The 26,581-nt window shown below is 40.7% G+C and carries 26 protein-coding genes; 7 read left to right on the forward strand and 19 right to left on the reverse strand.

The window, feature by feature from the left end:
- Nucleotides 1–13: 13 nt before the first annotated feature.
- The 19 genes from BQ7480_RS17630 to BQ7480_RS17990 all read right to left on the reverse strand — a co-directional run bounded on the left by BQ7480_RS17630 (nucleotide 14) and on the right by BQ7480_RS17990 (nucleotide 18,614).
- The gene (locus BQ7480_RS17630) at nucleotides 14–1,105 is read right to left on the reverse strand and encodes a restriction endonuclease subunit S (protein WP_083581854.1); all 1,092 of its coding nucleotides are present in this window, start codon (nucleotides 1,103–1,105) and stop codon (nucleotides 14–16) included.
- Nucleotide 1,106: 1 nt separating this feature from the next.
- On the reverse strand, nucleotides 1,107–2,093 hold the full coding sequence (gene xerA, locus BQ7480_RS15975; RefSeq protein ID WP_005675365.1) for a site-specific tyrosine recombinase/integron integrase: 987 nt from the start codon (nucleotides 2,091–2,093) through the stop codon (nucleotides 1,107–1,109).
- Between the two features lie 102 nt (nucleotides 2,094–2,195).
- Nucleotides 2,196–3,638, reverse strand: coding sequence for a Fic family protein (locus BQ7480_RS15980; protein ID WP_005675364.1), 1,443 nt, complete (start codon nucleotides 3,636–3,638; stop codon nucleotides 2,196–2,198).
- A gap of 11 nt (nucleotides 3,639–3,649) precedes the next feature.
- Nucleotides 3,650–4,756: a restriction endonuclease subunit S gene (locus BQ7480_RS15985; protein WP_072543624.1), complete on the reverse strand. Its 1,107-nt coding sequence runs from the start codon at nucleotides 4,754–4,756 to the stop codon at nucleotides 3,650–3,652.
- Nucleotides 4,753–6,273, reverse strand: a complete 1,521-nt coding sequence (locus BQ7480_RS15990) for a type I restriction-modification system subunit M (protein ID WP_005675362.1) — start codon at nucleotides 6,271–6,273, stop codon at nucleotides 4,753–4,755. Before BQ7480_RS15990 ends, BQ7480_RS15985 begins: the two co-directional genes overlap by 4 nt.
- Nucleotides 6,274–6,277: 4 nt before the next feature.
- Nucleotides 6,278–7,744, reverse strand: coding sequence for a type I restriction-modification system subunit M (locus BQ7480_RS15995; protein ID WP_117917816.1), 1,467 nt, complete (start codon nucleotides 7,742–7,744; stop codon nucleotides 6,278–6,280).
- Nucleotides 7,745–7,834: 90 nt separating this feature from the next.
- Nucleotides 7,835–8,035 (reverse strand): helix-turn-helix transcriptional regulator, encoded by a 201-nt coding sequence (locus BQ7480_RS16000; RefSeq protein ID WP_005675360.1) that lies wholly within the window; start codon nucleotides 8,033–8,035, stop codon nucleotides 7,835–7,837.
- 159 nt (nucleotides 8,036–8,194) lie between these two features.
- Nucleotides 8,195–9,751, reverse strand: coding sequence for a MobV family relaxase (gene mobV / locus BQ7480_RS16005; RefSeq protein WP_005675359.1), 1,557 nt, complete (start codon nucleotides 9,749–9,751; stop codon nucleotides 8,195–8,197).
- A 165-nt stretch (nucleotides 9,752–9,916) separates the two neighbouring features.
- Complete coding sequence (locus BQ7480_RS16010) at nucleotides 9,917–10,966, reverse strand: DUF6371 domain-containing protein (protein ID WP_005675358.1); 1,050 nt, start codon at nucleotides 10,964–10,966, stop codon at nucleotides 9,917–9,919.
- Nucleotides 10,967–10,978: 12 nt separating this feature from the next.
- On the reverse strand, nucleotides 10,979–12,442 hold the full coding sequence (locus BQ7480_RS16015) for a DUF3987 domain-containing protein (RefSeq protein WP_005675357.1): 1,464 nt from the start codon (nucleotides 12,440–12,442) through the stop codon (nucleotides 10,979–10,981).
- On the reverse strand, nucleotides 12,432–12,764 hold the full coding sequence (locus tag BQ7480_RS16020; RefSeq protein ID WP_005675356.1) for a helix-turn-helix domain-containing protein: 333 nt from the start codon (nucleotides 12,762–12,764) through the stop codon (nucleotides 12,432–12,434). The genes BQ7480_RS16015 and BQ7480_RS16020 overlap by 11 nt, the downstream gene beginning before the upstream one ends.
- Before the next feature lie 242 nt (nucleotides 12,765–13,006).
- Nucleotides 13,007–13,642 (reverse strand): hypothetical protein, encoded by a 636-nt coding sequence (locus BQ7480_RS16025; RefSeq protein WP_005675354.1) that lies wholly within the window; start codon nucleotides 13,640–13,642, stop codon nucleotides 13,007–13,009.
- 7 nt (nucleotides 13,643–13,649) lie between these two features.
- Complete coding sequence (locus tag BQ7480_RS16030) at nucleotides 13,650–15,008, reverse strand: tyrosine-type recombinase/integrase (RefSeq protein ID WP_005675352.1); 1,359 nt, start codon at nucleotides 15,006–15,008, stop codon at nucleotides 13,650–13,652.
- A gap of 198 nt (nucleotides 15,009–15,206) precedes the next feature.
- Complete coding sequence (locus BQ7480_RS16035) at nucleotides 15,207–15,428, reverse strand: DUF2795 domain-containing protein (RefSeq protein WP_002558131.1); 222 nt, start codon at nucleotides 15,426–15,428, stop codon at nucleotides 15,207–15,209.
- Nucleotides 15,429–15,491: 63 nt separating this feature from the next.
- Nucleotides 15,492–16,061 carry a cob(I)yrinic acid a,c-diamide adenosyltransferase gene (locus BQ7480_RS16040; RefSeq protein ID WP_072543626.1) on the reverse strand — a complete coding sequence of 190 codons (570 nt, stop codon included), beginning with the start codon at nucleotides 16,059–16,061 and terminating at the stop codon, nucleotides 15,492–15,494.
- Between the two features lie 28 nt (nucleotides 16,062–16,089).
- Nucleotides 16,090–16,770, reverse strand: coding sequence for an O-methyltransferase (locus BQ7480_RS16045; RefSeq protein WP_072543627.1), 681 nt, complete (start codon nucleotides 16,768–16,770; stop codon nucleotides 16,090–16,092).
- 158 nt (nucleotides 16,771–16,928) lie between these two features.
- Complete coding sequence (locus BQ7480_RS16050) at nucleotides 16,929–17,414, reverse strand: ferritin (RefSeq protein WP_022354678.1); 486 nt, start codon at nucleotides 17,412–17,414, stop codon at nucleotides 16,929–16,931.
- A gap of 82 nt (nucleotides 17,415–17,496) precedes the next feature.
- Nucleotides 17,497–18,450 carry an acyltransferase family protein gene (locus BQ7480_RS16055; protein WP_072543628.1) on the reverse strand — a complete coding sequence of 318 codons (954 nt, stop codon included), beginning with the start codon at nucleotides 18,448–18,450 and terminating at the stop codon, nucleotides 17,497–17,499.
- A complete protein-coding gene (locus BQ7480_RS17990) occupies nucleotides 18,447–18,614 on the reverse strand; it encodes a hypothetical protein (RefSeq protein WP_167363327.1) in 168 nt (55 codons plus the stop codon). The genes BQ7480_RS16055 and BQ7480_RS17990 overlap by 4 nt, the downstream gene beginning before the upstream one ends.
- Before the next feature lie 154 nt (nucleotides 18,615–18,768).
- On the opposite strand from BQ7480_RS17990, the gene BQ7480_RS16060 reads away from it, so the two are divergent.
- From BQ7480_RS16060 to BQ7480_RS16090, 7 genes are all read left to right on the forward strand, one after another.
- Nucleotides 18,769–19,995, forward strand: coding sequence for a site-specific integrase (locus tag BQ7480_RS16060; protein ID WP_072543629.1), 1,227 nt, complete (start codon nucleotides 18,769–18,771; stop codon nucleotides 19,993–19,995).
- Between the two features lie 25 nt (nucleotides 19,996–20,020).
- Nucleotides 20,021–21,163: a PDDEXK nuclease domain-containing protein gene (locus BQ7480_RS16065; protein ID WP_072543630.1), complete on the forward strand. Its 1,143-nt coding sequence runs from the start codon at nucleotides 20,021–20,023 to the stop codon at nucleotides 21,161–21,163.
- A 262-nt stretch (nucleotides 21,164–21,425) separates the two neighbouring features.
- Entirely contained in the window at nucleotides 21,426–23,594 is a 2,169-nt protein-coding gene (locus tag BQ7480_RS16070) for an XAC2610-related protein (protein WP_072543631.1), read from the forward strand.
- Nucleotides 23,595–23,611: 17 nt separating this feature from the next.
- Nucleotides 23,612–24,385 (forward strand): SecDF P1 head subdomain-containing protein, encoded by a 774-nt coding sequence (locus BQ7480_RS18045; RefSeq protein WP_072546318.1) that lies wholly within the window; start codon nucleotides 23,612–23,614, stop codon nucleotides 24,383–24,385.
- Between the two features lie 15 nt (nucleotides 24,386–24,400).
- Nucleotides 24,401–25,093 (forward strand): SIMPL domain-containing protein, encoded by a 693-nt coding sequence (locus BQ7480_RS16080; protein WP_072543633.1) that lies wholly within the window; start codon nucleotides 24,401–24,403, stop codon nucleotides 25,091–25,093.
- A 170-nt stretch (nucleotides 25,094–25,263) separates the two neighbouring features.
- Nucleotides 25,264–25,857, forward strand: coding sequence for a DUF4377 domain-containing protein (locus tag BQ7480_RS16085; protein WP_072543634.1), 594 nt, complete (start codon nucleotides 25,264–25,266; stop codon nucleotides 25,855–25,857).
- 16 nt (nucleotides 25,858–25,873) lie between these two features.
- Nucleotides 25,874–26,566 (forward strand): hypothetical protein, encoded by a 693-nt coding sequence (locus BQ7480_RS16090; protein ID WP_072543635.1) that lies wholly within the window; start codon nucleotides 25,874–25,876, stop codon nucleotides 26,564–26,566.
- Nucleotides 26,567–26,581: the final 15 nt, after the last annotated feature.

A 26,581-nucleotide genomic window follows, 5' to 3' on the forward strand; every position in this document is an offset into this window, starting at 1 on the left:
TATATTTTTGTTTCTAATTGTAATATTCTGATTTATCGACCTGTTCTGCTATGAAAACGAATTCAAGTTGTTTGTCCATTGGCGGTAAGATACAATCAAAGTTTCTTAACTCAGTGAGCGGCATTCGTGGCATTTTAGTACCTCCAGCTATATCATTTGCATAATTAACGAACTGATTACCCCGCAACAGATGACTCAAAAATACTTTATGCAATTTACTAGGCTCTGGACGTAATGGAACCAGTTCTGTCGTTGCCATTCCAGGCTCATCTGGTATCACAACCTTGTTTAAATAAGGCCTTAATTTTGAGAATAGTACATTCCCTTCATCAAAGGATTGAACAGATAAAGCATTCTCAACATCTTCATAGACCTTCTCTATTATCCTACCAGTATTTGATTCTATCATATCAAGATTCAATAGCCAGATTTTGCCAGATAGTTGCTCTTTAGAAGGCATTTCCGGGGCGACATCTTTAATCTTAGCAGTCTTCCAACCTTTTGTATTCGTAACAGGATTACCAAACATCTCGATAAATTGCGATTTGCAACCAACAAATTCTGATTTATCAGCCTGATTGTAAATGCTGGCAAACTCTTCTTGAGCCTCAATTGGAGGAATAATGATCTTCGCATTTCCAATAGACTCCTTGTTAAGTGTCTGGCCTTTTACTGCTTGCTTTGCACCTAGTAACCAGTTCTTGTTTGCAATAAGAAAATGCAGGAAGTCGATATTGAATTTCTTCTCATCAAAACCAGCAAAAGCCATTATTGCCTCGTTGGTATATAGATCTTCTGAGGTAATAGCAGTTCTTCCTATAGAGAGCTTAAAACTCATTATAATCGTACCTTTGGGCACTGCTTTGATTCCTGAATCAGCTATTGCATAGTCTGTAATGTATTCGCTAGTATCTCCTGTATAACGCGTGTATGAAGACATGTCGGATATAGAAACCCATTTGTGGGTTCCATTATCCCAACACTCAGGATTATTGCGTGCTGGAGTCTTACCCATCGATAGCTTAAATTCATCTTTTACTAATGATTCTGTCCAACCCTTGTCATTAGTATTCTGATTTCCAAACATCTCGATAAATTGCGACATACTAACCAATGAATTTATGATGAGACAATTTCACATTATTCTGATTCACCATTGCATATTGCAATGTCGTATCGAGACTCTGATGACCGAGTAGGTGCTGGACTTGCTCAATAGGCATGCCCTTATCTATTGCCATTGTTGCCAATGTTCTACGGAATTTATGTGGATGCACTTTTGGAATATTCAAATCTTTCCCCATCTGGCGCAGTCTAATCTCCACTCCGCTAATCTGCAATCTATCATAAGGAGCCAGGAGTGAGACAAACAACGCTTCATTGTTGTCAGTACGGCTGTTTATGTATTTCTGCAAATGAATCTTTGTACGAGCATCGAAATATACCTTACGCTGCTTATCACCTTTGCCGGTAACAATACACTCCCTGTTATGGTAGTCTATATCTGAGCGATTGAGCTTAACCAATTCTCCAACACGCATTCCTGTTGATGCCAATAGATCTATCAATGCCAAATCACGCGGATTTGAGCAATGGTCCCGCATCAATTCAAGAGATTCATCAGTATATGTTTCCTTTACGGTTTTACCCACTTTTACTTTATGGATTCTTCGTACAGGACTCTTTACTATATAGTTTTCTTCTTCTAACCAAGAAAAGAAACTGGATAGTATGCGTCGAATATTATCTACCGTTACCTTGCTCGCGCCACTCTCGCTTTGATATGTATTTAAATAATGCCGTAAATCATCAGTAGTTATGTGGATAACCTCTTTACCCAACTTAATCAATGCATTATTTATAGTACTGCGATAATAGGCGATTGAATTAGGAGAACATCCTTCAACTTTCTTGGCTGAGATAAAATTCTCTACCAAAATCTGATTATTACTTTCTGCATTGACAGAATCTTTTTCAGTCACGACAATGTTACGGAAGGTGTAATCAAGCACCTTACGCAACTGGGCCAACTGCTCATTATTCAATGAACCGAGCATAGCCTGTTCTATTTCGTTAATCAAGTTCTTAACCATAATCTTACTATATTATAAAGGTTCGTCAATTAACGCGCGACTAATTATTCATGCACTACAATAATATGAACTTAGTCACTCATGAGTGACCAAGTAAAGTGACTAAGTCAATGCTCGTTTGTATTTTTGGCTCCGACTATTAGGTTTCTCGGGAATAGTCATTACCAAGAATCCTCCCTCTATAAGTGGGTCAATATAGCGATGCTTTACATTATATCTGTGTTTAAGACCAAGATGCTCCATGATTTCAGCCATACTTCGAGGAGTAGAACAAAAATCAATTATATCATTAAGTGTGTCACTTAACTTAGTCACTGACTTAGTCACATTTTCCTCATCGGTGACCAAGTTAAGTGATAAAGAAGGCCTCACTATAACCTCAAAAGCTGTAATCTTATCCACATTGAACACTGGTTCGGGATTTCCATTCTCTTGCAATAAGTTCTTTACACGCTGAATTCCACGATTGAACATGTTAACGTACTTCAATCCACGCATAGCCTCTGCAACAATTGGATTACGATAATCATTTACCGTTGGGAAGTTCTCAGGACGAGCCTCACCATACAATCCTCCAGCATTAAGAATCTCAATACGATCCTCATATTGATAAAGTCGAATTGGCATATTGGACTGGTAATCCCTATGCATACATGCATTCATCAACAACTCTCTAAGAGCCAAGTCAGGATAATTCAACACATTCTTCTCACGCAGCATGCTAATAGGCATAGGGCGAGAAGTCACCACAGCATCCCTAACAAAGTTTTCCAATTGCGGTAGCATTTTACTAAGACTTCCTTTAATCTGTCGTTCATTAACGATTTCACTACCACGGTCTTTACCTGCAAAATGAACGTATTGTACATAGCACCCATGCATATAATACTGAGGGTCTTTACCAAAAAGAATCATTGCAGCATTTGTAGGACATTCATGTGTAAGATCATACAAATGAATTGCCGCCAACTGTTCCTTGATATTACGGCTATCGCTAGCCAATACTTCGTGGTCAATTATCTGAGGAAGATATTCTCTTTTGATGAACTCCGTATCAATATCTTTTATGGTTGCGCCAAAACAAGGAGTGGCATCAAATGTTGCCATATATGAAGTTCTACGTTCAAACAAAATTCGTTCTTCCGCTTCACTGGCAATATCCCTGCGAGGACCAATACGAACAAATGTCCTACCGCGATATCGTACAGGTGGAACCAACGAAGGTGAAACTTCTGCAACAAGCAAATCTCCATCCTCATATTCAAATCTTTCCACCGACATAATAGGAAGAGGCAATATATTACCATTTGAACGTATGGCTGAAATCTTTTTTAGTAAATCATCATCAACTTTCAACCCCGATAAAGTTCCATTATCATACGCACCAAGAATCAGATACCCATTCTTCTTGGAATTAGGTAAATCGTTTGAGAAAGCACATATTGCTTCTTGAAACTTATCCATATCTCCGGTAGATGTGGTACGCTCTATTCTATATGTCTCAGTGCTCTTCAACAGCTCACGTACTTCTTCTTTTGATATCATAGTGATATATATTAGTTGTTTATCAAACTCTTTATTACTTGGTCTATTGCGTCAATCGATTTGCGTAATTCAAATTCTGATTTATCGGCCTGTTGAGCAATGCTTACAAACTTCATCTGTTCATTGTAAGGGGGCAATTCTATTTTCAATTCAGAGAATGAAGTTTGATTCAATGATTTGAATGATGTGCCAGTCCCCATTTTCTTAATGTTGTCTTCTTGATACATTAAAGCATGATAAAGAAACTCTACGTTACATACGTTATCGTGGCACTTTGCTCTACATATAGACTGATTGGTTGCACATTCTATCTTATTGATTGCCATTACTCCGATACTACCTCGACATACATACATCAAGGTATCTACTGGGATAATCTTGCATGTAGCATATCCGGCTTCTGTGACCTTCTCGCAAGTGTCATATACATACTTATTTTTCATGTCCTCTGCAGATACCCATGGCTTATCTCCATTCCAATATTCAAGATTTGCCTTAGAAGGCGTACCTCCAGTGGATACATCAGCAAACGATTTTAGCATTCTCAAAGGATACCCCTTCTCTTTGAACATCTCGATAAATTGCGATTTCACCATTTCTCGAGTAGCATTAAGAAGCTTCTTATATGATTGTTTTAGGCGATAAGCTGACATCACTTTTTGGGCAATTTCTAATTGCTGCTTAATTGGAGGCAACTCGAATTCGTAATCAGCAAGAGTACTCCAGTTTAGAAAGTAATTAACACCACCACTTTTATTTTCTTCACAATAATTCCAAAAATCATCACTTTGCATAATTATTGCTAAATATTCTTGTGTGAGAATACTTTCATCTTTAGTTTCTATTACAAAGGTCTTTTCTGAACAGATTCCATCAAAATCAGCAATACTACACTTCTTTAAATGAGGATTTCGTGTAACAAATAGAATTTGCCCTGCAGTAAAGCCGCAATAGAACATTGGTCCAATTGTTGAACCTTTTATTACACCCTTCTTTGTAACATATAACTCACATGAATCTATATGTTCACCACCTACATAATAGATTTTCTCAGTATTGAATCTATCTTCTCTTGTATATGCTCGGTGTGCAACCTCAGAAAACTTGACTATGCTCATAATAAATCTATTAAATTGGTAAATGACTCGTGTAAAGACTCTGAGTTTGACTTCCAATTTTCTAAAAGTTCAGAAATATCTTCAATATCTTTTGGATCGTTGGATTTTACATAGAATTTTGGTGAAATGCTATACTTGTTATCAGGGATTTCATTATTGTTAATAATCTTTGAACGTCCGTCAATATTGGTATATCGGGTATAAATACTCGTTATTATTGAAATATGCTCATTGGTTAAATAACTTTCAGTATTTTTCCGTTCCACTAAATCGGTAGCCTTTATTAAAAGAATTTTATTTTTCCTATCAGTTGGTTTATTTGATCGACAAATAAGAATACAGGCCTCCATTGGTGAATTAAAAAATAAATTTTTCCCAATACTAATAACGGCATCAATAAGATCGTTCTGAATGAGCTTTTGACGTATATCTTTCTCTATAAGTCTATTAAGAACACCATGAGGCAATAGAATAGCACATCTTCCATGATCATTCATAGATGATAAAATATGCTGTATGAAGGCATAGTCTGCTTTAGACTGAGGCGGTGTTCCTAAGAAATTGCGTCCCCATTTGTCGTTTATAAAAGCCTCACGATCCCATGTCTTTATAGAGTATGGCGGATTTGCTAATACGATATCAAACTTACGCAATTTGCTTCCATCGACAAAGGCGGGGTATGCTAAGGTATCTTCTCTGACAATAGAAAAGTCTTCAACGCCATTTAGATAAAGATTCATTCGAGCAATAGCACTGGTAAGTGCATTAATCTCTTGCCCAAAAACCTTTACTCCTTGCCATGGTTCACCCTTTTTGCGAAGAAAGTCCAAACATTTTACAAGCATACCACCCGAACCACAAGTAGGGTCATAGATGCTTTCGCCCGGACGAGGTTGAAGTATCTCTGCCATCAAATCCACAACGGTACGGTTGGTGTAAAACTCCTGTGCCGTATTACCAGCATCATCGGCAAACTTGCCCACAAGATACTCATATGCCTGTCCCATCTCATCTGCTGGACACGCTTTAAGCGACAAATTGTAACGTGAGAAATCTTCTATCAAAGAGGTGATAATGTGGTCGGGCATCTTGGCTTTATTGGTCCACCCATCTTTAGGGCCAAAGATACCTTCCAGGCCTCCGATAACACGTCCATCGGCATGTTCGCCAGGGTTGGCTTGTTCAATAGCAATAAAGGCTTCGACCAAACGCTGGCCAACATTCTCAGTACACTCACGTACATCACGCCAATGGGCACCATCGGGAATACGAATTACTAATTCTTGAGCTTGAGCATTGGCATACTCTATACCGCCTTCGCAAACATAGCCTTCAAACTGCTCATCGTATACGTCAGAAATTCGTTTGAAGAATAGCAAAGGGAAAATATATTCTTTGTAACCAGCAGCATCAATCTGACCACGAAGGCGAGTGGCTGCTCCCCAAAGGAACGATTTCAAGTCTTCCAATGAAATAGGCTCATCGGGATTTCTATAATATTTTACAGGTTGTTCCATAGGGTTATAAGTTTATCAGTTTTCTAAATTCTTCTTCAAATCTCTTTACCTCCTCGTATGCCGCCTTGAACTCTGCAAGCACTTCTGCATATGGACGGATTTCCTCTTTGTGATATTCCACGTATTTATTAGGAGAAAGGTCATAATCCTTAGCCGCAATATCATCAAGAGTCACCACTTTAGAAAAGTCTTCTACATCCTCGTAATTGGTGTAGAGTTCGTATAAACGATTTACATCTTCTGGAGAAAGTATATTCTGTGCACGCTTTACGGTGAGAATCTTTGTGCCATCAATCATCAGTACTCGCGCACTATGTGCAGCCGGTTTCAAACGTCTTAATATCAAGAAACAGGGAGAAAGAGGTGTGCCATAGAAGAGTTTATCGCCTAATGTCACAACAGCTTCAACCAAATCGCTCTTTACCAATTTCTCGCGAATGCGGCCTTCTTCATTTCCACGAAATAATACACCTTGAGGCATAACAACCGCCATACGACCATTGCCTGATGCCATACTTTTCACCATGTGCTGAATCCAAGCATAATCTCCACACGAATCACTGGGTGTTCCCCAAACATTACGACCATATTTATCTGAAGACCATTCTACTGAACCCCATTTCTCAAGTGAGAAGGGCGGGTTAGCTATAACGCAATCGAACTTGGCAATCTCTCCATTCTGCAAAATCTTGGGTGAACGAAGTGTGTCGCCTTGCATAATATTAAAGTCACTGGCGCCATGTAAGAACAAGTTCATCTTTGCAATGGCCGAGTTGACAACGTTCTTCTCCTGTCCGAATATGCTTCCACAGCAAAGACTTGAGTGATTCATGTGCTGTACCGCCTCAATCAGCATACCGCCACTACCACATGCTGGGTCATACACAGTCTCACCTGGTTTCGGATCGAGAATGCGTACAAGCAAGCTTACGACCGAACGAGGCGTATAGAACTCTCCAGCTTGAGCCTTACTGTCATCCGCAAATTTCTTCAGCAATATCTCATATGCATCACCCATCAAATCAGCTGGGTAATCATTGTTGCCCAATCTACGGGTGGATAGATGCTCTATCAAATCACGAATCTTACCATCAGAAAGGTTTTTCTTATCGGTCCACTTCTGTGCGCTGAACATCGACAACACGCCGTATAGTGTATCAGGATTTGCTAACTCTATACCTCGCATCGCACCAACAATTGCAGCACCAAGATTCTCGGAGCGTTCGCGAATATCACTCCAATGACAACCATCTGGAATTACAAAACGATGTTGTTCAGGCAAGGATGCATACTCCTCATCGCCACCACTTTCTTCAAGCGCAGTTTGAGTCTCTTCGTCATATACATCAGATATACGCTTAAAATAGAGGATTGGTGTTATATAATCTTTGAAGTTATCTTGACTCACAGGACCACGCAATATGTTGCATGCCTCAAACAGAAAGTTGTACAGATTCTGCACACCTTCCATTTTAAGGGTTTTCTCGTCTTTGGGAACCAGAGATTCTTCTTTATTTTTCTTTTTTGCCATAATATATTGCTATCATATGAAGATAGTGAATTATTTTGTAGAGTTAAGAAGCTCTTTTACATCTATATCGAGCACTCGAGCTATTTCTCGGAGTGTTGCCACATCGGGCTGGGATGTATTAGTGCACCATTTAGAAATGGTTGCAGGGTTTTTGCCTAAAACTTCTGCAAGCCATTTGCTAGTTTTCTTCTTTTCTACAAGAACTACTTTTATTCTATTCATGTCGTTCATGACGTAATTTTTATTGCTTTAAACGCAAAGATAATTAAAAGTCCATTAAAACCTGCAATTCCTATAATAATTCTTTTGCAAAAATGTTTTTTCCCCTTATTTGTAAAAATCAAATCGCCGCTACCACCATATTTCTTGGTGATAGCGGTCTTTGAAAAACTATCGGGCGCGTCCCTTATTCTGCTTCACACTGTATTTAGCCATAATGTATTTGACAGCATGTGAGAAGCATCTTCTTTGGAATGCAAAATCAGGTTCGTCAGGTCTGCGACCATCCCAACGTAAGTCTGATTCATTTCCTCCGCCTCCACCCCCTGATGGAACTACATAATCTCCACCTATAAGAGCTGTTGCTACAGCACATAATTCATCACGTAAAGATGGTATCGAAAGGTAGTCAAAAGTCTTCAATGCCAAATTAGACCAGTAATTCATACATTCAGTAAGAGTCTTGTTTTCTGCTTTCAACGTATGGACTTCTTTCATATCCACCAAAATGTTCTGGCGAACAGCTTCAACTTGATTAGCAGCTTCATTTCTATAAAGTTCTTCCAATTTACGCCCCATAGCGGTAAATTGCTTCTCGATAATTGTATTTTGGCGTTCCAGCCACTTATCGGTTCCAAACATTGGCGGTTTTTCTGTAATCTGTGGCGCATTAAACTCAATCTTGTAATTCTTGAACGGTCTATTCACAGAATGAATGTTTTGGATATCTTTCAGTAACGAGTCTAACTCCTGCTGCTTTATCATCAACTTGGTTTCCTTATCATCGAGTCTTTCTTGGCAATCTTGTATCAAATCCTCAATGCACGCTTTCTTGTTTTGATATTCAGCCAATACAACACGTCCTGCAGCCAAATCTTTCTCCAAGATTTTTAATTCATCGGAAAACATTTTCATTTCAGCCTCGATATTATCTTTCATGGTTTGCAATCCTCTGATGGCCTTTTCCATCTTCTTCTGCTCCTTTGCGAGTTTACGGATATAATCTCGCTTATTCAGATGCTGGATATTGCGACCTTCTACGCTGTCCCCCCTCTCCAAACCGTATTTGCTACCAACTTCTTCATAGAGTGAGGTATGCATTTCCTTGAGTATTGAACCATACTCATATTTATTCTTTCCGAATTTTGCAGACCACATCACACATTCACGGCCACTTTTAGGACGTACCCCAACAGGAACAATAAGTGCATGAATATGTGGTGACGTTTCATCAAGATGAACCTGAAAGCCGATGATATTCTCTTTCCCATACCTACGGCAACACCAATTATATACATCCAAAGCCCATTGCTCCACCTCTTTGCATCTATGTATATGGCTATTGTCCGAACCTTTATCCAATTTTAGATCCTGAGTGCCAAATGCCATTCCCAATGTACGCTCTCGATTGCCACCAAAGATGAGACGAGCACAACAATTGGGCTGAATCTTACTATCCGCTTTGAATGGACGCCAACCAAGTTCATTTAGCCGTTCTTGCAAGCGAACATCAAGTCTTTTATCCTGATAGCCCAAAGAGTGAATCTTACCATCGGGGCCAATCTCAAAATTAAGCCTCATTCTGGTTTTGTCGTAGTTATTAATAGAATCGTTGTTCTTAGAATCAATCATCTTATCATCCCATCTTCTTTCGTTTTCATTGGCTTCTGCTGCGCCAAAAGATTTGCATGCATCTAAATGCATGGCTTGTTTAATACTTTCATTCATAGATCTAATGTTTTAAAAGTTACACATTTGAGCTTGCTCATTTAGAGTTGTGTTTGCCAACCACAAATGGGAGTTTCTTGCTGCAAAGCAAAAAGTCCTTATTGTGTTATGGGTTTTATTTTAACTCCTGGAACAAGTTCCTTTACCATTTTAGTTTTGTACAATCTAAGTGGATTCTGTCATCTGCTGAGCATCTATCAACTCCAAGCCTAGAGCGTCAATGAGATTTTGTAAAAGAGGGTTCTTCTCAATCATCATTTGTAGAATCTGGTGTTTGGATGGAGAGAATAGATAGTAGTCAGAAATATCAAGTCCTTTAGATCGTTCTTCTTCGGTTGCTATCTGCTCAAGCATATCCGAGACTACAACTCTGCTACAGATTCTTGTCAGAATTATCGATTTCTCTTTCCACAATTGTGTAGCTCCCAAGTCAGGAATTAGAGTTACATCCCTACCTTTAAGACTATGAACAAATTCTTCTTTGAAGCATCCATTAATGCCGCCAGTTGCCACCCAAACATAGTTCGGGATGAAGTGACTCATGACAATAGCCGTTTTTTCGCTTTCCACCAATATGACCGGTGCATCAGGATATCTTTTCAATAGATGTTCGCCAAATAGACATTGCTTCAGATTGAAATCTTTAAGTTGTAGTTCACGATGCGCCCAGCTTACATAACTGTGGGGTTCTTTAACCCTATGCCCTGTCTCAGAATTATAAAGTATAATCTTACCAGAACGTACCTGCTCATTAGCATCAATTTGCCAAAAAACTGTCGCACCTCCCCATTTAGCCGATGTACCAACATGATATAAATGGAATACCCTTTGGGCTTCAGCTTCACCAAACACCCTGCATAAGTATTTGTATAAGGGATTCTTCTCAAAATGAGCAAGACTCGCATTAAAATACTCTAAGGGAATAAAAGAGGGTGGCACAATAATTTCTTTTTCATGAGTACTTTTCACAGGCTGTACATAATCACTAGACCGTTCTTCCTTGATGTTTGCATTGGGATTATCACGAAAGAAATCACGTGGAGTGTAATGATAACCACAACTGATTTCATGGTCACATTTCCCAACCTCATTGGGAAAACTTACAACTCCCTCTTCATCAACATATTTCACAAAACATCGAGGTCTCTCACAACTAGGGCAAGCAATCTTGCTTCCCAAACTATACTTTTGCAAATGAAATCTATACTTGCTCATGGATAGATAAGTTTATTCGTTTGCACTATGCACTTTTGCACTATGCTTTGTCTGTAATTCCTCAACTTGGGTTGAAAGTGCAATAGTGCAAGATGCATTTGATGTTTGGTGTTGAATTTTTCGATATTCGCCATGCTTGTTTTTTTTCAGAATTGGCTGCTTTGCCTGACAGAGTTTCTTTAATGCATAGAATACGGTTCTTCTGGGTATTTCATATATTTTCGCAGCAGCGATAGCATCGCTTGCTGTGAATGTATTACCCAACTGAGATAACCAGTCTTCTTTTACATCACCGATAGTATTAGACAAAAGTATCTCTTGTATCCTATGGTAAGTATCTTCATAGTAATCAACCATACGAATAGCGGATTTCACAGAAGACAGGCTTACTGGCTGCATATCTCCTTCGCCTACAGCCCATTTCATTATCTGAAATATCAACGATAAACGTCCTGCATGGCCATTAAGTTTCATGCTGCGACTCTCCACATCTGCATCATCATCAATGCTATTAACATTATCAATGATATTGTTATACCAATCATAAAAATACACCTCTGCCTCCTCGGTCATTTCCAAAACTTTTGGTTCTGCAACATTCCTTGTTTCATTAATCGTGCAGGGAATTTCAAGTACTTTGTTGAGAATAGTCGCCCATTGCCCTGCTATATCAGGTTTAGGAACACTATTATCATTTCTTCTCCATCTTGAAATCTTCCTGTCTTTTGGAAAAATGAAGATAAACCTATCAAGGAATCCGTTAGCAATGAACTCTTTTCTGAACACCTCATGTAGCATGTTGGTCTGTACCGTTCCTATTACATTAATACACGGCGTTTTAACACGAATATGACGTGATGAGGACTTGCGTAGAACTTTAATCGTACCACCACTATAAGCTGTTAGCAGAAGTTCAATAAGATTATTATTGCCATTGTATCTCTTTGCGAAATTGAATAGCCCAATTATCTCGTCTACAATTATAGCTATCCCTCGTGGATTGCGCCAATGAGCCTCTACCATTGCTTCTGGTGTGAAGTCAGATATAATATTGGTCAACCACTTGGGCACTTTCAATTTATCATTTCCTCCGTTCGCCTGCTTGGCACACTCATATTTCTCAAGTTCCTCGCTATATTTCTCGTCAAGACGATCGTCCAAATCGTTGATAGGTTTGTAAAGGAAGTTAAGAGGAGGAGTTTTACCTAAACCAGGTCGCCCAATAAGCATCATATAAAGAGATGGACTGTCTTTCCACTCATTCCTGATATTGATTTGGTACGAATTGCCAATGGCAGCCGCCATCGCAGATATAATAATGGATGCCACATACTCAACATTGAAATTTTCATAACGAGAAAGGTTCAGAATAATTTCCTGAATTTTATCAGGGAAAACATCCAACGGCAATCCTCCATCAAGATTATACTCTACCTTTGCTCGGAGCATATTGGTTAAATGCAACTTATCGACCATAACCACCTCCTCTCCGTTGGGGTAGTTCATCACTTGCCGCAAAGGCATCATAGTGAAAATTGCGCAGGAATCGGTCTACATCTTCTTGAGTATACCAATATTTGTCTCCTTGACGTGAATATCCAAGGTAGCCATTATCACGCAATTTCTTCAGATATTTTTCCTTTATACCCAATTTTGCCATCAGTGCCTTATTATCATATAGATGATTTTGGGGCATTTGATGTTGAGCCAAAGCCTTTTCATGCTTCTCTACAGTGTGGAGAATTTTCTCCAGCAATTCCCGTTCACATAGGGACTCTACATTCTTAATTTTAGCCATATACAATTTAAATTATGGCTCAACTGTCCTGATGCGCACTCGGACTTTTAAGCCGGGTTATTTTGCCATGGTACGATTGTGCACATCGTCCATAACCGCAGCGAAAGTATAGAATCCTTAGGAGGTGAAAAGTTAGGATGAATTAGACTAATGCGTTAGGAATAATGTTAGGATTGAGTTATTTTGATATTAGGATTGAAATATAACCACCTGATTATAAACAAAAAAGAGTAGTCAAGTGGCTACTCGAAAAATTTATCAATCTCTGTTGATTTTGTTGGTACTGGAAGATCTTTCCTATTTGAACGTGATTGCCCCAATCCTGAAACATCAAATAAATTATTTAGTTCCGTATCAGGGAAAAAGGCAGTTCTTCCAAATTTCCAAAATTCCCTATCATCAATATTGGAGACCGTTGGTTTATCTCCACAATATATGCGACCACACATATATGCTAAAAGAACTTTAGACTCGTTCCATATATAGTGTGTGCCATCTTCTTTCATATAACCAGCTTCTATGGCCTTTGCAAAAACTTTACGAGCCAATTCTGTATCCAATGTTTCAGAAAGAATAATTTCAGCATCAACAGATACAACTTCTTCCACATTCTTAATATTTTTCTCACGAAGAATTTCTGCACCAATGACTAATGCAGCTGCTGAAATCAGAAACATAATTGTGCCCCAAAACTCTGATGAGCCAGTTTCGTTATCGCTGACAGGGTTTACAACCCCAAGTCCAACGAGTAATAATGTGCCTACGAATAATGTAATTGCACTCGACCATAGAATTACTCTTGCATATTTTTTGAAGACGAAGGCAATTGCCAACAAAATAACGCAAAGACCAATATTAAGAAATATAATCTGCAACATACTTCATTCAAATTATTTCTAGAGTTTTAAATTCATCTTTTAAACGTGCCACCTCGGACGAAAGAGTCTCAGGCAGAAATCTGGCATATACTTTCTCTGTAACATCTGTACTGCCATGCCCTAAAAGGCGACTTACTACAGTCATTGACAACCCTTTGTTTAATGCAAACACTGCAAATGAGTGTCTAGCTACATGCATTGACAAATTAAACGGCAACCCAATCTGTTCGCCCACTACCACAAGTGACTGATTGATGCATTTAGTGGCATTATTGCGAGCTTTATAAAGGGCTTCAGCATCATCTAGGTCTAATTCTTCTTTCACAAGATTGAATACATATTTGCAGCCTTCCCGTTTTTCTTGCCACTGTCTTAAGATAGATATAGCTTGCTCTGTAAGAGGAATAACATGGCGTTTGTTTGTCTTAATCATAATTTTTCTCAACTCTTTCTTCTCAAAGTTGATATGCCCCCATTGCAATGTCATTACATCCACAACACGAAGTCCACAAGCATGGAAAGCAAAGAAAAAAATCTCTAAAAACTCTCTCCTACGTGGTTCAGGACAGGTTTTGTAGTATTCCAATAGAGCAAGTAATTGTTCTTTATTCAGGCTCTTCCCATCAAATTCACTCTCCTCTTCCGACAAAGATACCTTAGTAATAATACGCATATCCTGTATTCTTGCATTAACAGAAGGTTCCAGCATACCCATCTCACATGCGTAAGCACATGCTTTTAATATTGGTGTTAAAGAGTGATTGATTGTTGCATCACTATTCTGCTTTATCTCTCTACGCCACAAAATATATGCATCCAATAATTCAGGAGTGATATCGCCAACATAGATAGAATCGGCACGATATGTACCCTGTTTCGTGGAACGAAGGAAGGTTTGGAATATATTCATTCCGCTTTTACCGTTTTCATATCGACTACGGCCAATCTTGTTTCTTGAGTATTCTGAATAAAGACGCTCCAATGTGAACTCAACAAAATCTTTTCCTTGGTCTGGGCGCGTCAATGGCTTATCTGCAAGGAATCCCGAAATAATGTCAGCAGTGATTTGATTGGGATGCTTTTCATTATACTCTGCAAGCATAGAGTCAATCCGGTCAACACGTGCCAACAACAGTTGATTGAGACGTTTGTACTCAGATCCATAACTGACACGAATTTCTCCACGACCTTGATTGCCGTTCTGATTCCAGTCGGTTTCCTTAACAAAGACATTTGTTGTCTTACGTATAATTTGCCTATTCCAAGTATATTCCAACTCAATAGGGTAGGCTTTATTTTTGTCAGACTCCTTCGGTGTGCGGAGACGATATTTGCCCAACGGATATAATCTCTTCGGTCTTCCCATACGCTTCCTTTTGTTTTAATATTCCTGAGGATGCACAAAGGTAGTGTATTTTAGACAAACAAACTCTGTTTTCAAGAAGAAAAATTGCATTTTAGACAAACAAACCACACCATTTAAGCCTATAAAACACCAGCGGGACAAACAAATTATTTTTGCTTATCCCGCTGATATTAAATCATTTAATTTGATTTTAGCTTCTTAATATTCCTCCTCGTTGAAGAAGAAATCTTCCTTACTAGGATAATCAGGCCAGATATCTTCTATACTTTCATAAATTTCACCTTCATCTTCCATTTCCTGCAAGTTCTCGATGACTTCCAAAGGAGCCCCCGAACGCATTGCATAGTCAATTAACTCGTCTTTAGTTGCTGGCCAAGGAGCATCTTCCAGCTTTGAGGCCAATTCCAATGTCCAATACATAGTATATAATTTTAAACAGTTTTACTTCCGTTATATTGAAACACAAATGTATAACAAATTCTTTCACTCGCAACGCTTATCCCAATAAATTTCGCTTTCTTCTGTTAAATTATTTAACCTCCTTGACAAAACGAACAAATAATCAGATAATCTGTTGATAAAACACTTTACCTGCTCATCCAGTTCATAGGAAAGCGTGTCTTCCAGTGCCTGAATCCGCCGTTCCGCACGACGGCAAACCGTGCGGCAGACATGGCAGACGGAAGCTGGATAACTTCCCCCCGGCAGAATGAAACCGGATAAGGAAGGCAACGAGCTGTTTATCCGGTCGATGGCCTGTTCCAACCGATGCACGTTTTCCTCGGAGATATGACTTTCTACCGGACGGTCCATCTTTTCGATGTCCGTAGCCAGATAAGACCCTAATGAAAAAAGCTTGTGCTGCACATGACGAAGCAGTTCCTCATTTTCCGGATCACCCATCACGGAAACCAGCAATCCGATGGTAGAGTTCAATTCATCCACCGTGCCATACGCTTCCAGACGTACGTCTGATTTGGACACCCGTACTCCTCCCACCAAGGAAGTAGTACCTTTATCTCCCGTCTTCGTATAAATCTTGGTCAGTTTCATATCTTCAAGTTCAAAGGTTTTAGCAAATTCAAAGGAAATTCACGATGCGGTGTTCTTTCACACGTTCCTTATCGAAAAACACCAGTCCTACGTCGTAAAGATCGAATGTCACTCCCGTACGAGGGTCTGCAATCACTTCTTTCCACCATTTTTTCTTGTCCGGCGTGGCATAGGGTGTACCAATCACGAAGCACGTATGTTTATCGGCCAGTGGAAGCAGTTGCTCATACGCTTCTTTGTAAGCAGTGGTATGGGCGATATGCACGATTTCCGGTTTCACCCCTTCCGCAACCAGTTTCTTCATCTCCGTGCAACAGTCGCCAGTCCGGTAATCAATGGAAGGTTTTCCCGAAAGAATTCGTTTCACGGCATCTTCCGGCTCTGCTGAAAACGTATAGACCTGCATGTCGGCATGGGCTTCGGCCATATAACGGGTACTCATGCCGCTTCCCGTACCGATTTCCCACATTACGGACGGCCGCAGATAGTTGACCAGCCGAAACAGGAACTTATCTACCTTTTCCCGGTAATGAGGCAAAAAAGCTACCACTCTGCGCAAGTGATGCAACGGCCCATAGGCATAGAACGGCAAGCGCTCGTACACTACGAACGTGATAAAAAAGAAATCGGAAGGAGAATGCACTCCATATCCACGACGATGCCGGAAGCGGCGGCACCAGTTCCACCCCCTTAGTATTATATCCCCCATTTTGCTCGGATTCAATATTTATTTAACGAGGCAAAGATAAAATTTATAGTGGAAAAACAAAAAGGATAGGGAAATTATGATACAAAATATCCTGAATGAAAACCTAAATTTCATCAGGTCTTCACCCAAGATAAATATTTCATGAAGAACGCGTGCGATTATTTGCGTTGTCCCAGCTTGTCGTCCAAGTAAAGAATGCCGGCTGCATCACCGCATTTCTTAATCTTTTCAAGGATGTTCTGAGCAGTAGCTTCCTCTTCTACCTGCTCACGTACATACCCCCACAAGAAATCCTGTGAAGCCTTATCTTTTACTTCAGAAGCTACGTTTACCAGCTCATCAATCAATTCAGATACGTGGCATTCGTGCTGGTACACATGTTCAAAGACTTCCTGTACGCTTCCCCAGCCTTGCGGAACGACATCAATCTTGTCTACCTTTGCGGCTCCCCCACGTTTAGCCAAGTAATCAGCCAAATCGTATGCATGTTGCAACTCTTCCTGTGATTGCTGTCTCAGCCAAGAAGCGAAACCGTCGAAACCTTCTTTCTTCAGATAGAAAGACATAGACAAATACAAGTTAGAAGACCACATCTCGGCAGTAATCTGCTCGTTGATGGCATTTTGTAATTTTTCTGAAATCATAGTTTTATGTATTTGGTTAAGTAATTCAACATCTGCTAGATAAAGAACAAATTCAATGCCAGAAAACAGGTGTGTCAAAATGTCATCGGTTCATGTCCAATGACTGGAGCATACGGGGTTTCCCCCAGAAAAAACGGGATATCCGCAGTCTGTCCATACACCAGGCTATCGCAAAGGAGCCCATTACGCAAATACAAAGTGAGACACACAGAAAAATCATTCCGCTCCCGTCGAAGGCAAACACCTTCACCAACGGCTTCACCGCCATTGTAAAGACCGGAGAAAAGACCAGCAAGATGAATGTATGCGAACCGACATAACCCAGCGGATGTTTCACTCCCCTCGGAAGATACCGGAACACGGCCAGCAGCAGACTCATTACCAAGTAGGTCAAAGCGACTCCGGCCAGTGAAGACTTATCCAAATTCACTTCCTCGGAAGCCAGCCAGACAATGGGGAGAATTGCCCAAAAGGAAGGAGCAAAAAAGGTACGGAAATCCACGGTCGTCCGTTTCAATGCCACACCCGCCATGAAATAAAGTGCATTGATCAGGGACAGTACACCTAAAGCTGACAATACGGCATAGCACAATGCCAGCAGAATCAGTACAGACACCGTACGGTTCCATCGCCCGGCCAGTTTATCCACTCCCCAATACGTCAGTCCGCACAGCATCAGGGTATGCAGATACCAGTAAGGCCCCAGCGGATGAAGGAACAACTTATCGAGCCATAACGACACGCTCAAATGTCCCACTGATTCCCGGACGGGAAGTATGGAGGACATCACGACGTAGCTGGTTTCCATCACCGCATAAGGGACAAAAATCCACCCCATGCTCCGAAGAAACAGACGGCCTTCCTTGGCGATGTTCATTACATAACCGGAGATAATAAGAAACGCAGGCATGTGGAAAGTGTAAACCAACGACTTGGCATAGGGATACTTGTCACCGATATAAACCAGGTGAAAGACAATCATCAGCAAAATGAATATGGCTTTCAAGTAATCAAGCTCTGCGATACGATTCTTCATGGGAGCGAAAGATTGGTTTGTATATAAAAAAAGGCTGACTTGATTAAGTCAACCTCTTCGTACCCAGACCCGGTACAGCCCATAGAAACCATAGGAAAATAAAAGAATTTATCTTCCTTATTATCAATGACTTGCGTGTTTCTTATTTTCTCCATTTTTGCCATATTTTGCCCATTTTCTGTTATTCAGTACACTTTTAGTACGCTTTGAAATTCCGATTTCTTTTGTACCTTTGCAACATCGGAAAACAAAAGGAAATCAATTATTTAGTGTAATCTCCCGGTTATGGTATCTGAATCGGGATAAAACCTCTAAGCAATGGCAAAGTTAGAAAATAAAACGAAAGAAAACCCCAAATTGGAGCAAAATAAACTTTCGGATGGCAGAATCAGCCTTTATCTGGAGTATTATTTGGGCAGGGAGGAAAAGCCTGTGCTGGACGAAAACGGCAATCAGGTGTACTACGATAGCGGGAAGATGCAAGGAAAGCCAAAATTCGCAGTCAAACATCATAGGCGAAAAGAAAACCTTAGCCTGTATCTGATAGACAAGCCCCGTACCCCTGCGGAACGCCAGCAGAACAAGGAAACATTGGAGCTTGCCGTAAGGATACGCGCGGAACGTGAACAGGAGTTCAAGGAAAGCATGTTGGGGTATCGCCTGAAAAAAGACCGGAACGTGAATTTCTTGGATTATTTTCAAGCCTATATCAATGACTACACCAAGAAGGACATTCGGATGGTGCAAATCGCGCTCAGCCGATTCAAGGATTTTTTGCATGAGCATTATCCGATGTATGAGTTCAGCATCAAGCCCGAACTTATCACAAAGGACATGATGGAGCAGTTTGTGGCTTATTTGCAATCGCGAAGTGTGGGCGAAGGAGCCAAAAGCATCTTCCAGCGTTTCAAGAAGGTAATCCATTATGCGATTGACCATGATGTGATGTTGAAAGACCCGTGCAAGGGCGTTACCTGCAAGGTGGACAGCCAGATATTGCGCAAAGACGTGCTTTCGCCGGAGGAAATCCAACGGTTGATAGCGTGTCATTATGAGAACGAGACCCCCAACGTAAGACGCGCGTTCATCTTCTGTCTGTATTGCGGTTTGCGCTTCTGTGATGTGAAAGACCTTACTTACCGGAATATCGACTATTCCAACAAGAAGTTGCAGTTCGAGCAGACCAAAACCAAAGGACATTCAGCCAACAGCGGAGTGGTCATTCCGCTCAATGACGGGATTCTTTCGCTTGTGGGGACACCGCCAGATGGCAACAAGGACGCTCTCATTTTCAATTTGCCTTCTTATGAAAGTTGCTGCAAATCGGTCAAGCGTTGGGTGAAAAGAGCCGGGATAGACAAGCACATCAGCTGGCATTGCGCCCGCCACTCGTTTGCCGTGAACATCCTCAACAATGGTGCGAACATCAAGACGGTTGCCAGCCTTTTAGGGCATAGCGGACTGAAACATACGGAGAAATACACCCGTGCGGTGGATAAATTGAAGGAGGAAGCGATAAACAGCCTGCCGGAATTAAAGTTTTAACCACAAAAGACTTATCTTTGCAACTATGAACTTTGAAGCATTAGTAAAACATATCAGCACGATACAAAGCACGTTGCAGGCGCAAGCCGCACACGCTGTAAATCTTGCCCTGACCGCCCGCAACTGGCTCATGGGCTGCTACATCGTAGAGTTTGAACAGAACGGGGAAGACCGTGCCGCATACGGCGAACAACTGTTGAAGAAGCTGGAACAGCGGCTGAACGTCAAGGGGCTGAACGAGCGCAGGTTTCGTGAGTTCCGGCGATTGTACCTTGTTTACCCGCAACTGAAAGAGCCTATTGCACAATACATTGTTTCGCAAAGCCAAATTCGGCACACACTGAGTGCCGAATTCATGGAACCAATTCGGCGGTTGCCGTCCGCCGAATCTGCGACAAACATTCGGCGGATGCCGTCCGCCGAATTGAATGACGCAAAAAGATGGATGATTTCGGCTGACAGGCTCTTTAACAGGCTCACATATTCTAATCTGATGCTTATATCCACGATTGACAACCCGGTAAAAAGAGCCTTTTATGAAATGGAAACCATTCGTGGATGCTGGTCGTATAAGGAATTGGAACGCCAAATCAACTCCCTCTATTACGAGCGCAGCGGATTGTCAAGGAACAAGGAAGCCCTATCCGCCTTGGTGCAACAGCAAGCCGCGCCGTTGCAGCCCAAAGACGTTATCAACACGCCTGTCACATTGGAGTTCTTGGGATTGAACGACCGTGCTTTGGTAACGGAGAGCGACTTGGAACAATCCATACTTGACAACCTGCAACGCTTCCTCTTGGAAATGGGACACGGCTTCTGCTTCGAAGCCCGCCAAAAGCGAATCCTGATAGACGGGGATTATTTCTTTGCCGACCTCGTGTTCTACCACCGCATCCTGAAATGCCACGTCATCGTAGAATTGAAGATAGACAAGTTCCGCCACGAGTATGCCTCACAACTGAACCTGTACCTCAACTACTTCAAGGCGGAAGTGATGCAGCCCGACGACAATCCGCCCGTCGGCATCCTGCTCTGCACCGAAAAGGGCGATACGATGGTGAAGTACGCCACCGCCGGATTAGACCCCAACATCTTTGTGCGGAAATATATGATAGAACTGCCGTCGGAGGAAGAAATCAAGAAGTTTATCTCGGCTGCAAACTATTAGCAATAAAAGTACTACTGGCGAAAAGAGAAGAAATATCCATCCTTTTCTCTTTTCGCCAGCACGTTTATTACTGCCTACAAGAATAGGTTTAGGTTGGTTTGGGTATATAGACAAAGGAACAAACTAAACTTGTAGATATTTTTAAGGTGCCTATTTTCACCATAAGAGTTAATTTGCTTAAACCTAACGGGAAAGGAATTGTCTAATAATTGATTAGATTATTCCTTTTCGCTATCTTTGAGTGCTATTAAGATGATAGGTTATGAAGAAACTTCTGTTCATATGGCTTGCATGGGTTGTAATAGGCGGACTTTCTGCCCAAAACAATAAATGTGCAGATATGTCCGCATTGCTGGAAAACAAAGTATGGAAAGTGCAATTACCCCCAAACAAGCAATATGCTATGGAAATGGAATTTCGTGATGCGGGGTGGAGAAACGTCTTTTTGTATGATGGAAAAAGGAAAGAAACTTTTTATTCTTATTCTTTATACGGAGATACAATCAAAGCCTTTGAATCGAGGGAAAATTACATTATCCAAGAGCTGACTGACAGTATATTAGTCTTTCAATACCTGCCCGATACGCTGACTGTTGGTGTCGGTCCTGTCATATGTACAACAGATAATAGCTTACAAGGACAACGGAAGAATGAAAATCGCTTGGACAGCATTTGGCGTGCGGAAATCAGTTGGAACTTGGGTACTTTGGATATGTCAGGGAAACCTTTCAAAGACCTGTCAGCCATAGAGCCGCCCCGATGGGCGAAATGGAATTACGACTTGGAAAAGTATTTCGCTTCCCAAATGGTTTATCCCGAAAAATTGTTGAAGAAAAACCAAGCAGGATATTCCGTAGTGATGTTCTCTATCGACACATTGGGGCTACCGCGCGGAATCAATGTGTTGACATCCAAACATAAAGAATTTGACAAAGAAGTTGTCCGGCTGATAAAAGAATTGCCGCATTGTCTGCCGTGCAGGGACAAGAACGGCAAGCGGATGAAATGTTTCTATGCGGTATATGTTCCTTTCTTGCCCCAACATTACAGGGACAAGGTGAAAGCGGATAGCATCACGGAAGAAGAATTGAAGCATTGCTTCGTTGAATGGGAAACCGTTTCTTATTTTCAAGACGGGAAGCCGTGGTCTGCGCAAAATTACATCACCCAACACTTAAAGTATGAACCTAATTTATTGGGTGATAAACAACAAGCGAGAGGCATCTATACAGTGCGGATTAACTCGTATGGAGAAGTATATGATGCGAAAGTGGTGCAAAGCTGCGGTATTGAAGATTGGGACAACCAAGTATTGGAAATCATCAGAAAGATGCCCCGCTGGACACCCACTATCAATTATTACGGCAAAGGAGAATTTCAGAAATCTGTGTGGACTATACCCGTAATTTTTAAGAGGAACGAGAGCTTGATTGCCCATACAACAGAAAAACATCTTGAAGTCGGTGTCCCTGTATGCTACTTGAATGAACGTGGTGATACCATTGTACCATACGGTAAGTATAAATTCTGCCAAACAGATACTATACGGCACATCGGTTTTGTGTATGAGAACAAGCAGGACGCACGGATTGTTTGCATAGACAATCAAGGCAAAGAATTGTTTTATGTGTTCAAATGCGATAGCAGTCCCGACCATATCCGTGAAGGACTTTTCCGCATCATGGATGATAACGGACTGGTTGGCTTTGCCGATTCATTGGGCAATGTGGTCATTAAGCCTCAATTCAAGTTTGCCACACCGTTTGAAAACGGGAAAGCTCAAACGACAACAAGCGGAAAAGCGCATGATGACGGAGAACATTCTTTTTGGGCATCTGACGAATGGGAGCTCGTTGGGCATAATGGAACTAAAATGATGAGATATACGGCTGTCAGGAACGGTACGAACTTGAAAGGATTGCGAATCGCCCTATTTGATAAGCAGGGAAAAACAGCCCAGGAAATATCTTATTCCTATCCGTCCGACATTGAGTTTGCCGATAATCTTAATATTGGGGTTAATTTACAAGATGTCAATTTTGACGGTAAGGACGATATACTTGTCAACCTTGGTCGGTATGGTAATCAGATGATACAGTATTATGATTGCTTTGTATGGGACGAAACGAAGAAGCAATATCGTAAAGATGAGAGCTTTAAGCAGATAGAAAATCCACAAATAAACAACGAGAAACAATGCGTATTTTCTTCATCACGCATTTCGGCTGCATCTTACTGCTATAAGCGTTTTGAGTTTATTGACGGGCGTTTTATGGAAACAGCAGCTTTGACCCAAACTTTCAGGGCTTCCAAACAACCGCCTTTATTCACGGAAAAGCAATATGTAAAAAGCAAAGGCTTGGTAACATTGCACAAAGATGTTTCAGTGGACAAGATAGACCGTGATTGGCTATCAATCATAATGAAGTAACACTAAAAACAAGAGGAATGAAAGCGAGGATGCATTTTAAGTACATAGCACTTGTACACATATTTCTGTCAGTAACTGTAACAGTCATCATTTGTTGTTTTGTTTCTTGCGGAACGACAAATATGACCACATACCGTAATGGTTATATTGTGGATGCAAAAGGAAAAGTTGTGGGCTATTATGCCAATGGATACATTTTTGATAATGAAAGAAAAGTCAAAGGGAATTATTCCAACGGATATGTCTATGATGAGAACAAAGAAATAATCGCAACTTATGCAAATGGATATATAAAGTCAGCCAAGCATAGGGAGAACGGTTGGTACCGCATCATAGACGGACAAAAAGACAGCATAGCTTCCCGACCAATTGTTACTGTAAAGGAATTTGCCAGCTTACGGCTGGACAACGACTTCTTCGGAAAAGCGGTAATAACAGGAAGTGTAAGCAAGCATAAATTGCAGGCATGGGCAGATTCGACGGAACAGCTCATAGGCAAGCGGATAGGATTTGTATTCAATGATTCCGTGATTACCGCGCCACGAATAAACATGAGGTTAGAAAGTGGGAATTTCCAAATATCGAATCCACATAATTATGACATGTTATCTTTATATAAAAGCTTGTTAAAAGAAAAGAAGGATTCTTTGGATGCTTTGTTCGAAGCCAACGGATGGGAAAATGATACGCTCTTTTTTAATCGGTTAAGCCAAGAAAAACAGGACTCAATTATAAACACATTGGACTATATTGATGCCTGTTCCATTGTAAAAGGATTTGAGAACAAATAAATAAAACCAGAAGAAATGAGAATAAAATTATTTGCATTGACAATCAGCCTATTGACCACTATTTCGTTACAAGCACAGACAAATGAGTGCTACATCGAAGTGACGGGTACATCGGAAATAGAAATCGTACCCGACAAAATCCATTATCTGATTGAAATCCGTGAATACTTCGAGGAAGAATTCGACGGCAAATCGAAGCCCGAAGAATACCATACCAAAGTGCCTTTGTCAGAGATAGAGCAAGGATTGAGAGAAGCTCTTGATAAGGCAGGTATTCCGCAAAATGCTATCCGGACACAAGAAATCGGTGACTATTGGCGGCAGCAAGGGCAAGACTTTTTGGTCTCTAAAAAATTCGACATTACCTTGACAGACTTCAATCAGATTAATGAAATCGTCAAACGCATCGACACGAAAGGCATCCACACCATGCGCATCGGCGAATTGGAGAACAAAGATATGCTTGCCTATCACCAAAAGGGGAAGATTGAAGCATTGAAAGCCGCCCAACGGAAAGCTACTTATTTGGTGGAGGCATTAGGCAAGAAATTGGGCAACGTGATACGCATTGTGGAAGAAGGGAGCAGCAATGCTTTTCCATTTGCGCAAAGCAACGTTCTGGCATCCGATGCCGCTTCATTCGACAACTTCCGTACCATTAAGAAGAACTATTCCATGCTGGTGCGCTTTGAGATTGCAGATAGATAATAAAATCTGGAGTTTAGTGAGCTAAATATTCTTAAAACGGATAAATTCCATATAGTAAGATATCTATCAGAAGGGGAATTATATACCTTTGTCAGCAGTAAAACCACAAAAGTGCGATTATGAAAAGAAATGGTGTATTATTTTTACTGTTATGTTCAATCTGTTTCCTGATGGCAGGTTGTATGGATGACGATACGCCGAAAGACAAAGTGGAAACGATGGATGCTGAGGTTTCTCCCATGACCTATATTGACAGTCCTGTCATGTCAAGTTACCCGATTGAAGGCATGTGGGTAAAGGTTGGAAATGCTGATTTCGAATATATGGACTTCAACGAAATAGCCGGATTTAAGTATGACCGTGGATACGCCTATAAGTTACAGATAGAGCGGACAACCTTGGGAAATCCTCCGGCAGATGGCAGCGGATATACTTATAAGCTGGTGAAAGAACTGTCAAAAGAAGAGGCTGAAAGTACACGTGACACCATCAGTCTGTTTGTATCGGCAAAAGAAGGAATATATGATTGGAATGATTGGGGTAACAGTGACCTTCAAGCACCTTGTATGAAAATACGTGAATCTGAAAAGGATGCATGGACGAATGTTCCGTTCAATAAAATAGAAGGTTTTACTTACGAAAAAGGATATGATTATGAGCTGCGAGTAGAGAAAATAGTCCTCTCAGCCCATCCTAAAGATACAAGGTGTCAGACAACACAATATGTACTGCAAGAAATCATTTCTCAAACAAATGGTGAATAAAAATCGTTGAATTGTCATGGCTGATTTTTTAGTAGAAAAGTTTTCCTTGTTTTCCTTTTTCAGATGCGTGTTATGTATATGTATTTTCGCTTTCTTTTGTGTGAAGGCGAAAGCGCAAGAAGATAATCCGCACCATAATGTAGGTTTGACCGCAGCCTTGACTTCCGGTGACACGTGGCAGCTTGAAGCTTCTTATCACTGGTTGCCTGTACCTTATGTGGGAATTGGTAGTGGCATTGGCTTTTGGAAACAATTCAGTTCTGCTTGCGTTCCAAGTGGCAAATATTGGAAAGTCAATGAAGATTATCAGGAACTCTCAGACTTATACTTTCATCCGTCGATACTCTTGATTTCGCCTACAATCATCAAAAAAGAAGATTTTTCAGTCCACATGACTGCAGAAACAGGATTGATAATGAATATTCCATATGATAAGGCTTGCATCGACATTTGCAAAGACGAGTATTACATTCCTTATGAGCAAAAGTATATCAGTAATAAGAGAGGGAATTGGTGCTTTTATGATATTAGGGTAGGCATTGCTATAAAAATCGATCCGCTAATGATAACTGTCGGTTACATATTTTCCAATTTAGACGTTTTTGCCATGCGCAGGAATATGAAATATGACAATACATTATTGGGGTATTTTTATCCCAAAGCAGAGAAAATACACGGTAGCTACGTGACAATCTCATTTGCATTTTAGATGTTATAATGGAGC

The sequence above is a fragment of the Bacteroides mediterraneensis genome (genome assembly GCF_900128455.1).
Classification (GTDB): domain Bacteria; phylum Bacteroidota; class Bacteroidia; order Bacteroidales; family Bacteroidaceae; genus Phocaeicola; species Phocaeicola mediterraneensis.

Excerpts from the sequence above, each read along its gene's own strand:
- BQ7480_RS15980 (WP_005675364.1), bottom strand. The coding sequence starts at position 3,638 with ATGATATCAAAAGAAGAAGTACGTGAGCTGTTGAAGAGCACTGAGACA.
- BQ7480_RS16000 (WP_005675360.1), bottom strand. The coding sequence starts at position 8,035 with ATGAACGACATGAATAGAATAAAAGTAGTTCTTGTAGAAAAGAAGAAA.
- BQ7480_RS16025 (WP_005675354.1), bottom strand. The coding sequence starts at position 13,642 with ATGTTGCAGATTATATTTCTTAATATTGGTCTTTGCGTTATTTTGTTG.
- BQ7480_RS16035 (WP_002558131.1), bottom strand. The coding sequence starts at position 15,428 with ATGTATTGGACATTGGAATTGGCCTCAAAGCTGGAAGATGCTCCTTGG.
- mobV (WP_005675359.1), bottom strand. The coding sequence starts at position 9,751 with ATGAATGAAAGTATTAAACAAGCCATGCATTTAGATGCATGCAAATCT.
- BQ7480_RS18045 (WP_072546318.1), top strand. The coding sequence starts at position 23,612 with ATGAAAGCGAGGATGCATTTTAAGTACATAGCACTTGTACACATATTT.
- BQ7480_RS16080 (WP_072543633.1), top strand. The coding sequence starts at position 24,401 with ATGAGAATAAAATTATTTGCATTGACAATCAGCCTATTGACCACTATT.
- BQ7480_RS16045 (WP_072543627.1), bottom strand. The coding sequence starts at position 16,770 with ATGGGGGATATAATACTAAGGGGGTGGAACTGGTGCCGCCGCTTCCGG.
- BQ7480_RS16060 (WP_072543629.1), top strand. The coding sequence starts at position 18,769 with ATGGCAAAGTTAGAAAATAAAACGAAAGAAAACCCCAAATTGGAGCAA.
- BQ7480_RS17990 (WP_167363327.1), bottom strand. The coding sequence starts at position 18,614 with ATGGCAAAAATGGAGAAAATAAGAAACACGCAAGTCATTGATAATAAG.
- BQ7480_RS16055 (WP_072543628.1), bottom strand. The coding sequence starts at position 18,450 with ATGAAGAATCGTATCGCAGAGCTTGATTACTTGAAAGCCATATTCATT.
- BQ7480_RS16020 (WP_005675356.1), bottom strand. The coding sequence starts at position 12,764 with ATGGCTAAAATTAAGAATGTAGAGTCCCTATGTGAACGGGAATTGCTG.
- xerA (WP_005675365.1), bottom strand. The coding sequence starts at position 2,093 with ATGGTTAAGAACTTGATTAACGAAATAGAACAGGCTATGCTCGGTTCA.
- BQ7480_RS16070 (WP_072543631.1), top strand. The coding sequence starts at position 21,426 with ATGAAGAAACTTCTGTTCATATGGCTTGCATGGGTTGTAATAGGCGGA.
- BQ7480_RS15995 (WP_117917816.1), bottom strand. The coding sequence starts at position 7,744 with ATGGAAGGTGTGCAGAATCTGTACAACTTTCTGTTTGAGGCATGCAAC.
- BQ7480_RS15985 (WP_072543624.1), bottom strand. The coding sequence starts at position 4,756 with ATGAGCATAGTCAAGTTTTCTGAGGTTGCACACCGAGCATATACAAGA.
- BQ7480_RS16065 (WP_072543630.1), top strand. The coding sequence starts at position 20,021 with ATGAACTTTGAAGCATTAGTAAAACATATCAGCACGATACAAAGCACG.
- BQ7480_RS16010 (WP_005675358.1), bottom strand. The coding sequence starts at position 10,966 with ATGAGCAAGTATAGATTTCATTTGCAAAAGTATAGTTTGGGAAGCAAG.
- BQ7480_RS16090 (WP_072543635.1), top strand. The coding sequence starts at position 25,874 with ATGGCTGATTTTTTAGTAGAAAAGTTTTCCTTGTTTTCCTTTTTCAGA.
- BQ7480_RS16015 (WP_005675357.1), bottom strand. The coding sequence starts at position 12,442 with ATGGTCGATAAGTTGCATTTAACCAATATGCTCCGAGCAAAGGTAGAG.
- BQ7480_RS15990 (WP_005675362.1), bottom strand. The coding sequence starts at position 6,273 with ATGGAACAACCTGTAAAATATTATAGAAATCCCGATGAGCCTATTTCA.
- BQ7480_RS17630 (WP_083581854.1), bottom strand. The coding sequence starts at position 1,105 with ATGTCGCAATTTATCGAGATGTTTGGAAATCAGAATACTAATGACAAG.
- BQ7480_RS16085 (WP_072543634.1), top strand. The coding sequence starts at position 25,264 with ATGGCAGGTTGTATGGATGACGATACGCCGAAAGACAAAGTGGAAACG.
- BQ7480_RS16050 (WP_022354678.1), bottom strand. The coding sequence starts at position 17,414 with ATGATTTCAGAAAAATTACAAAATGCCATCAACGAGCAGATTACTGCC.
- BQ7480_RS16040 (WP_072543626.1), bottom strand. The coding sequence starts at position 16,061 with ATGAAACTGACCAAGATTTATACGAAGACGGGAGATAAAGGTACTACT.
- BQ7480_RS16030 (WP_005675352.1), bottom strand. The coding sequence starts at position 15,008 with ATGGGAAGACCGAAGAGATTATATCCGTTGGGCAAATATCGTCTCCGC.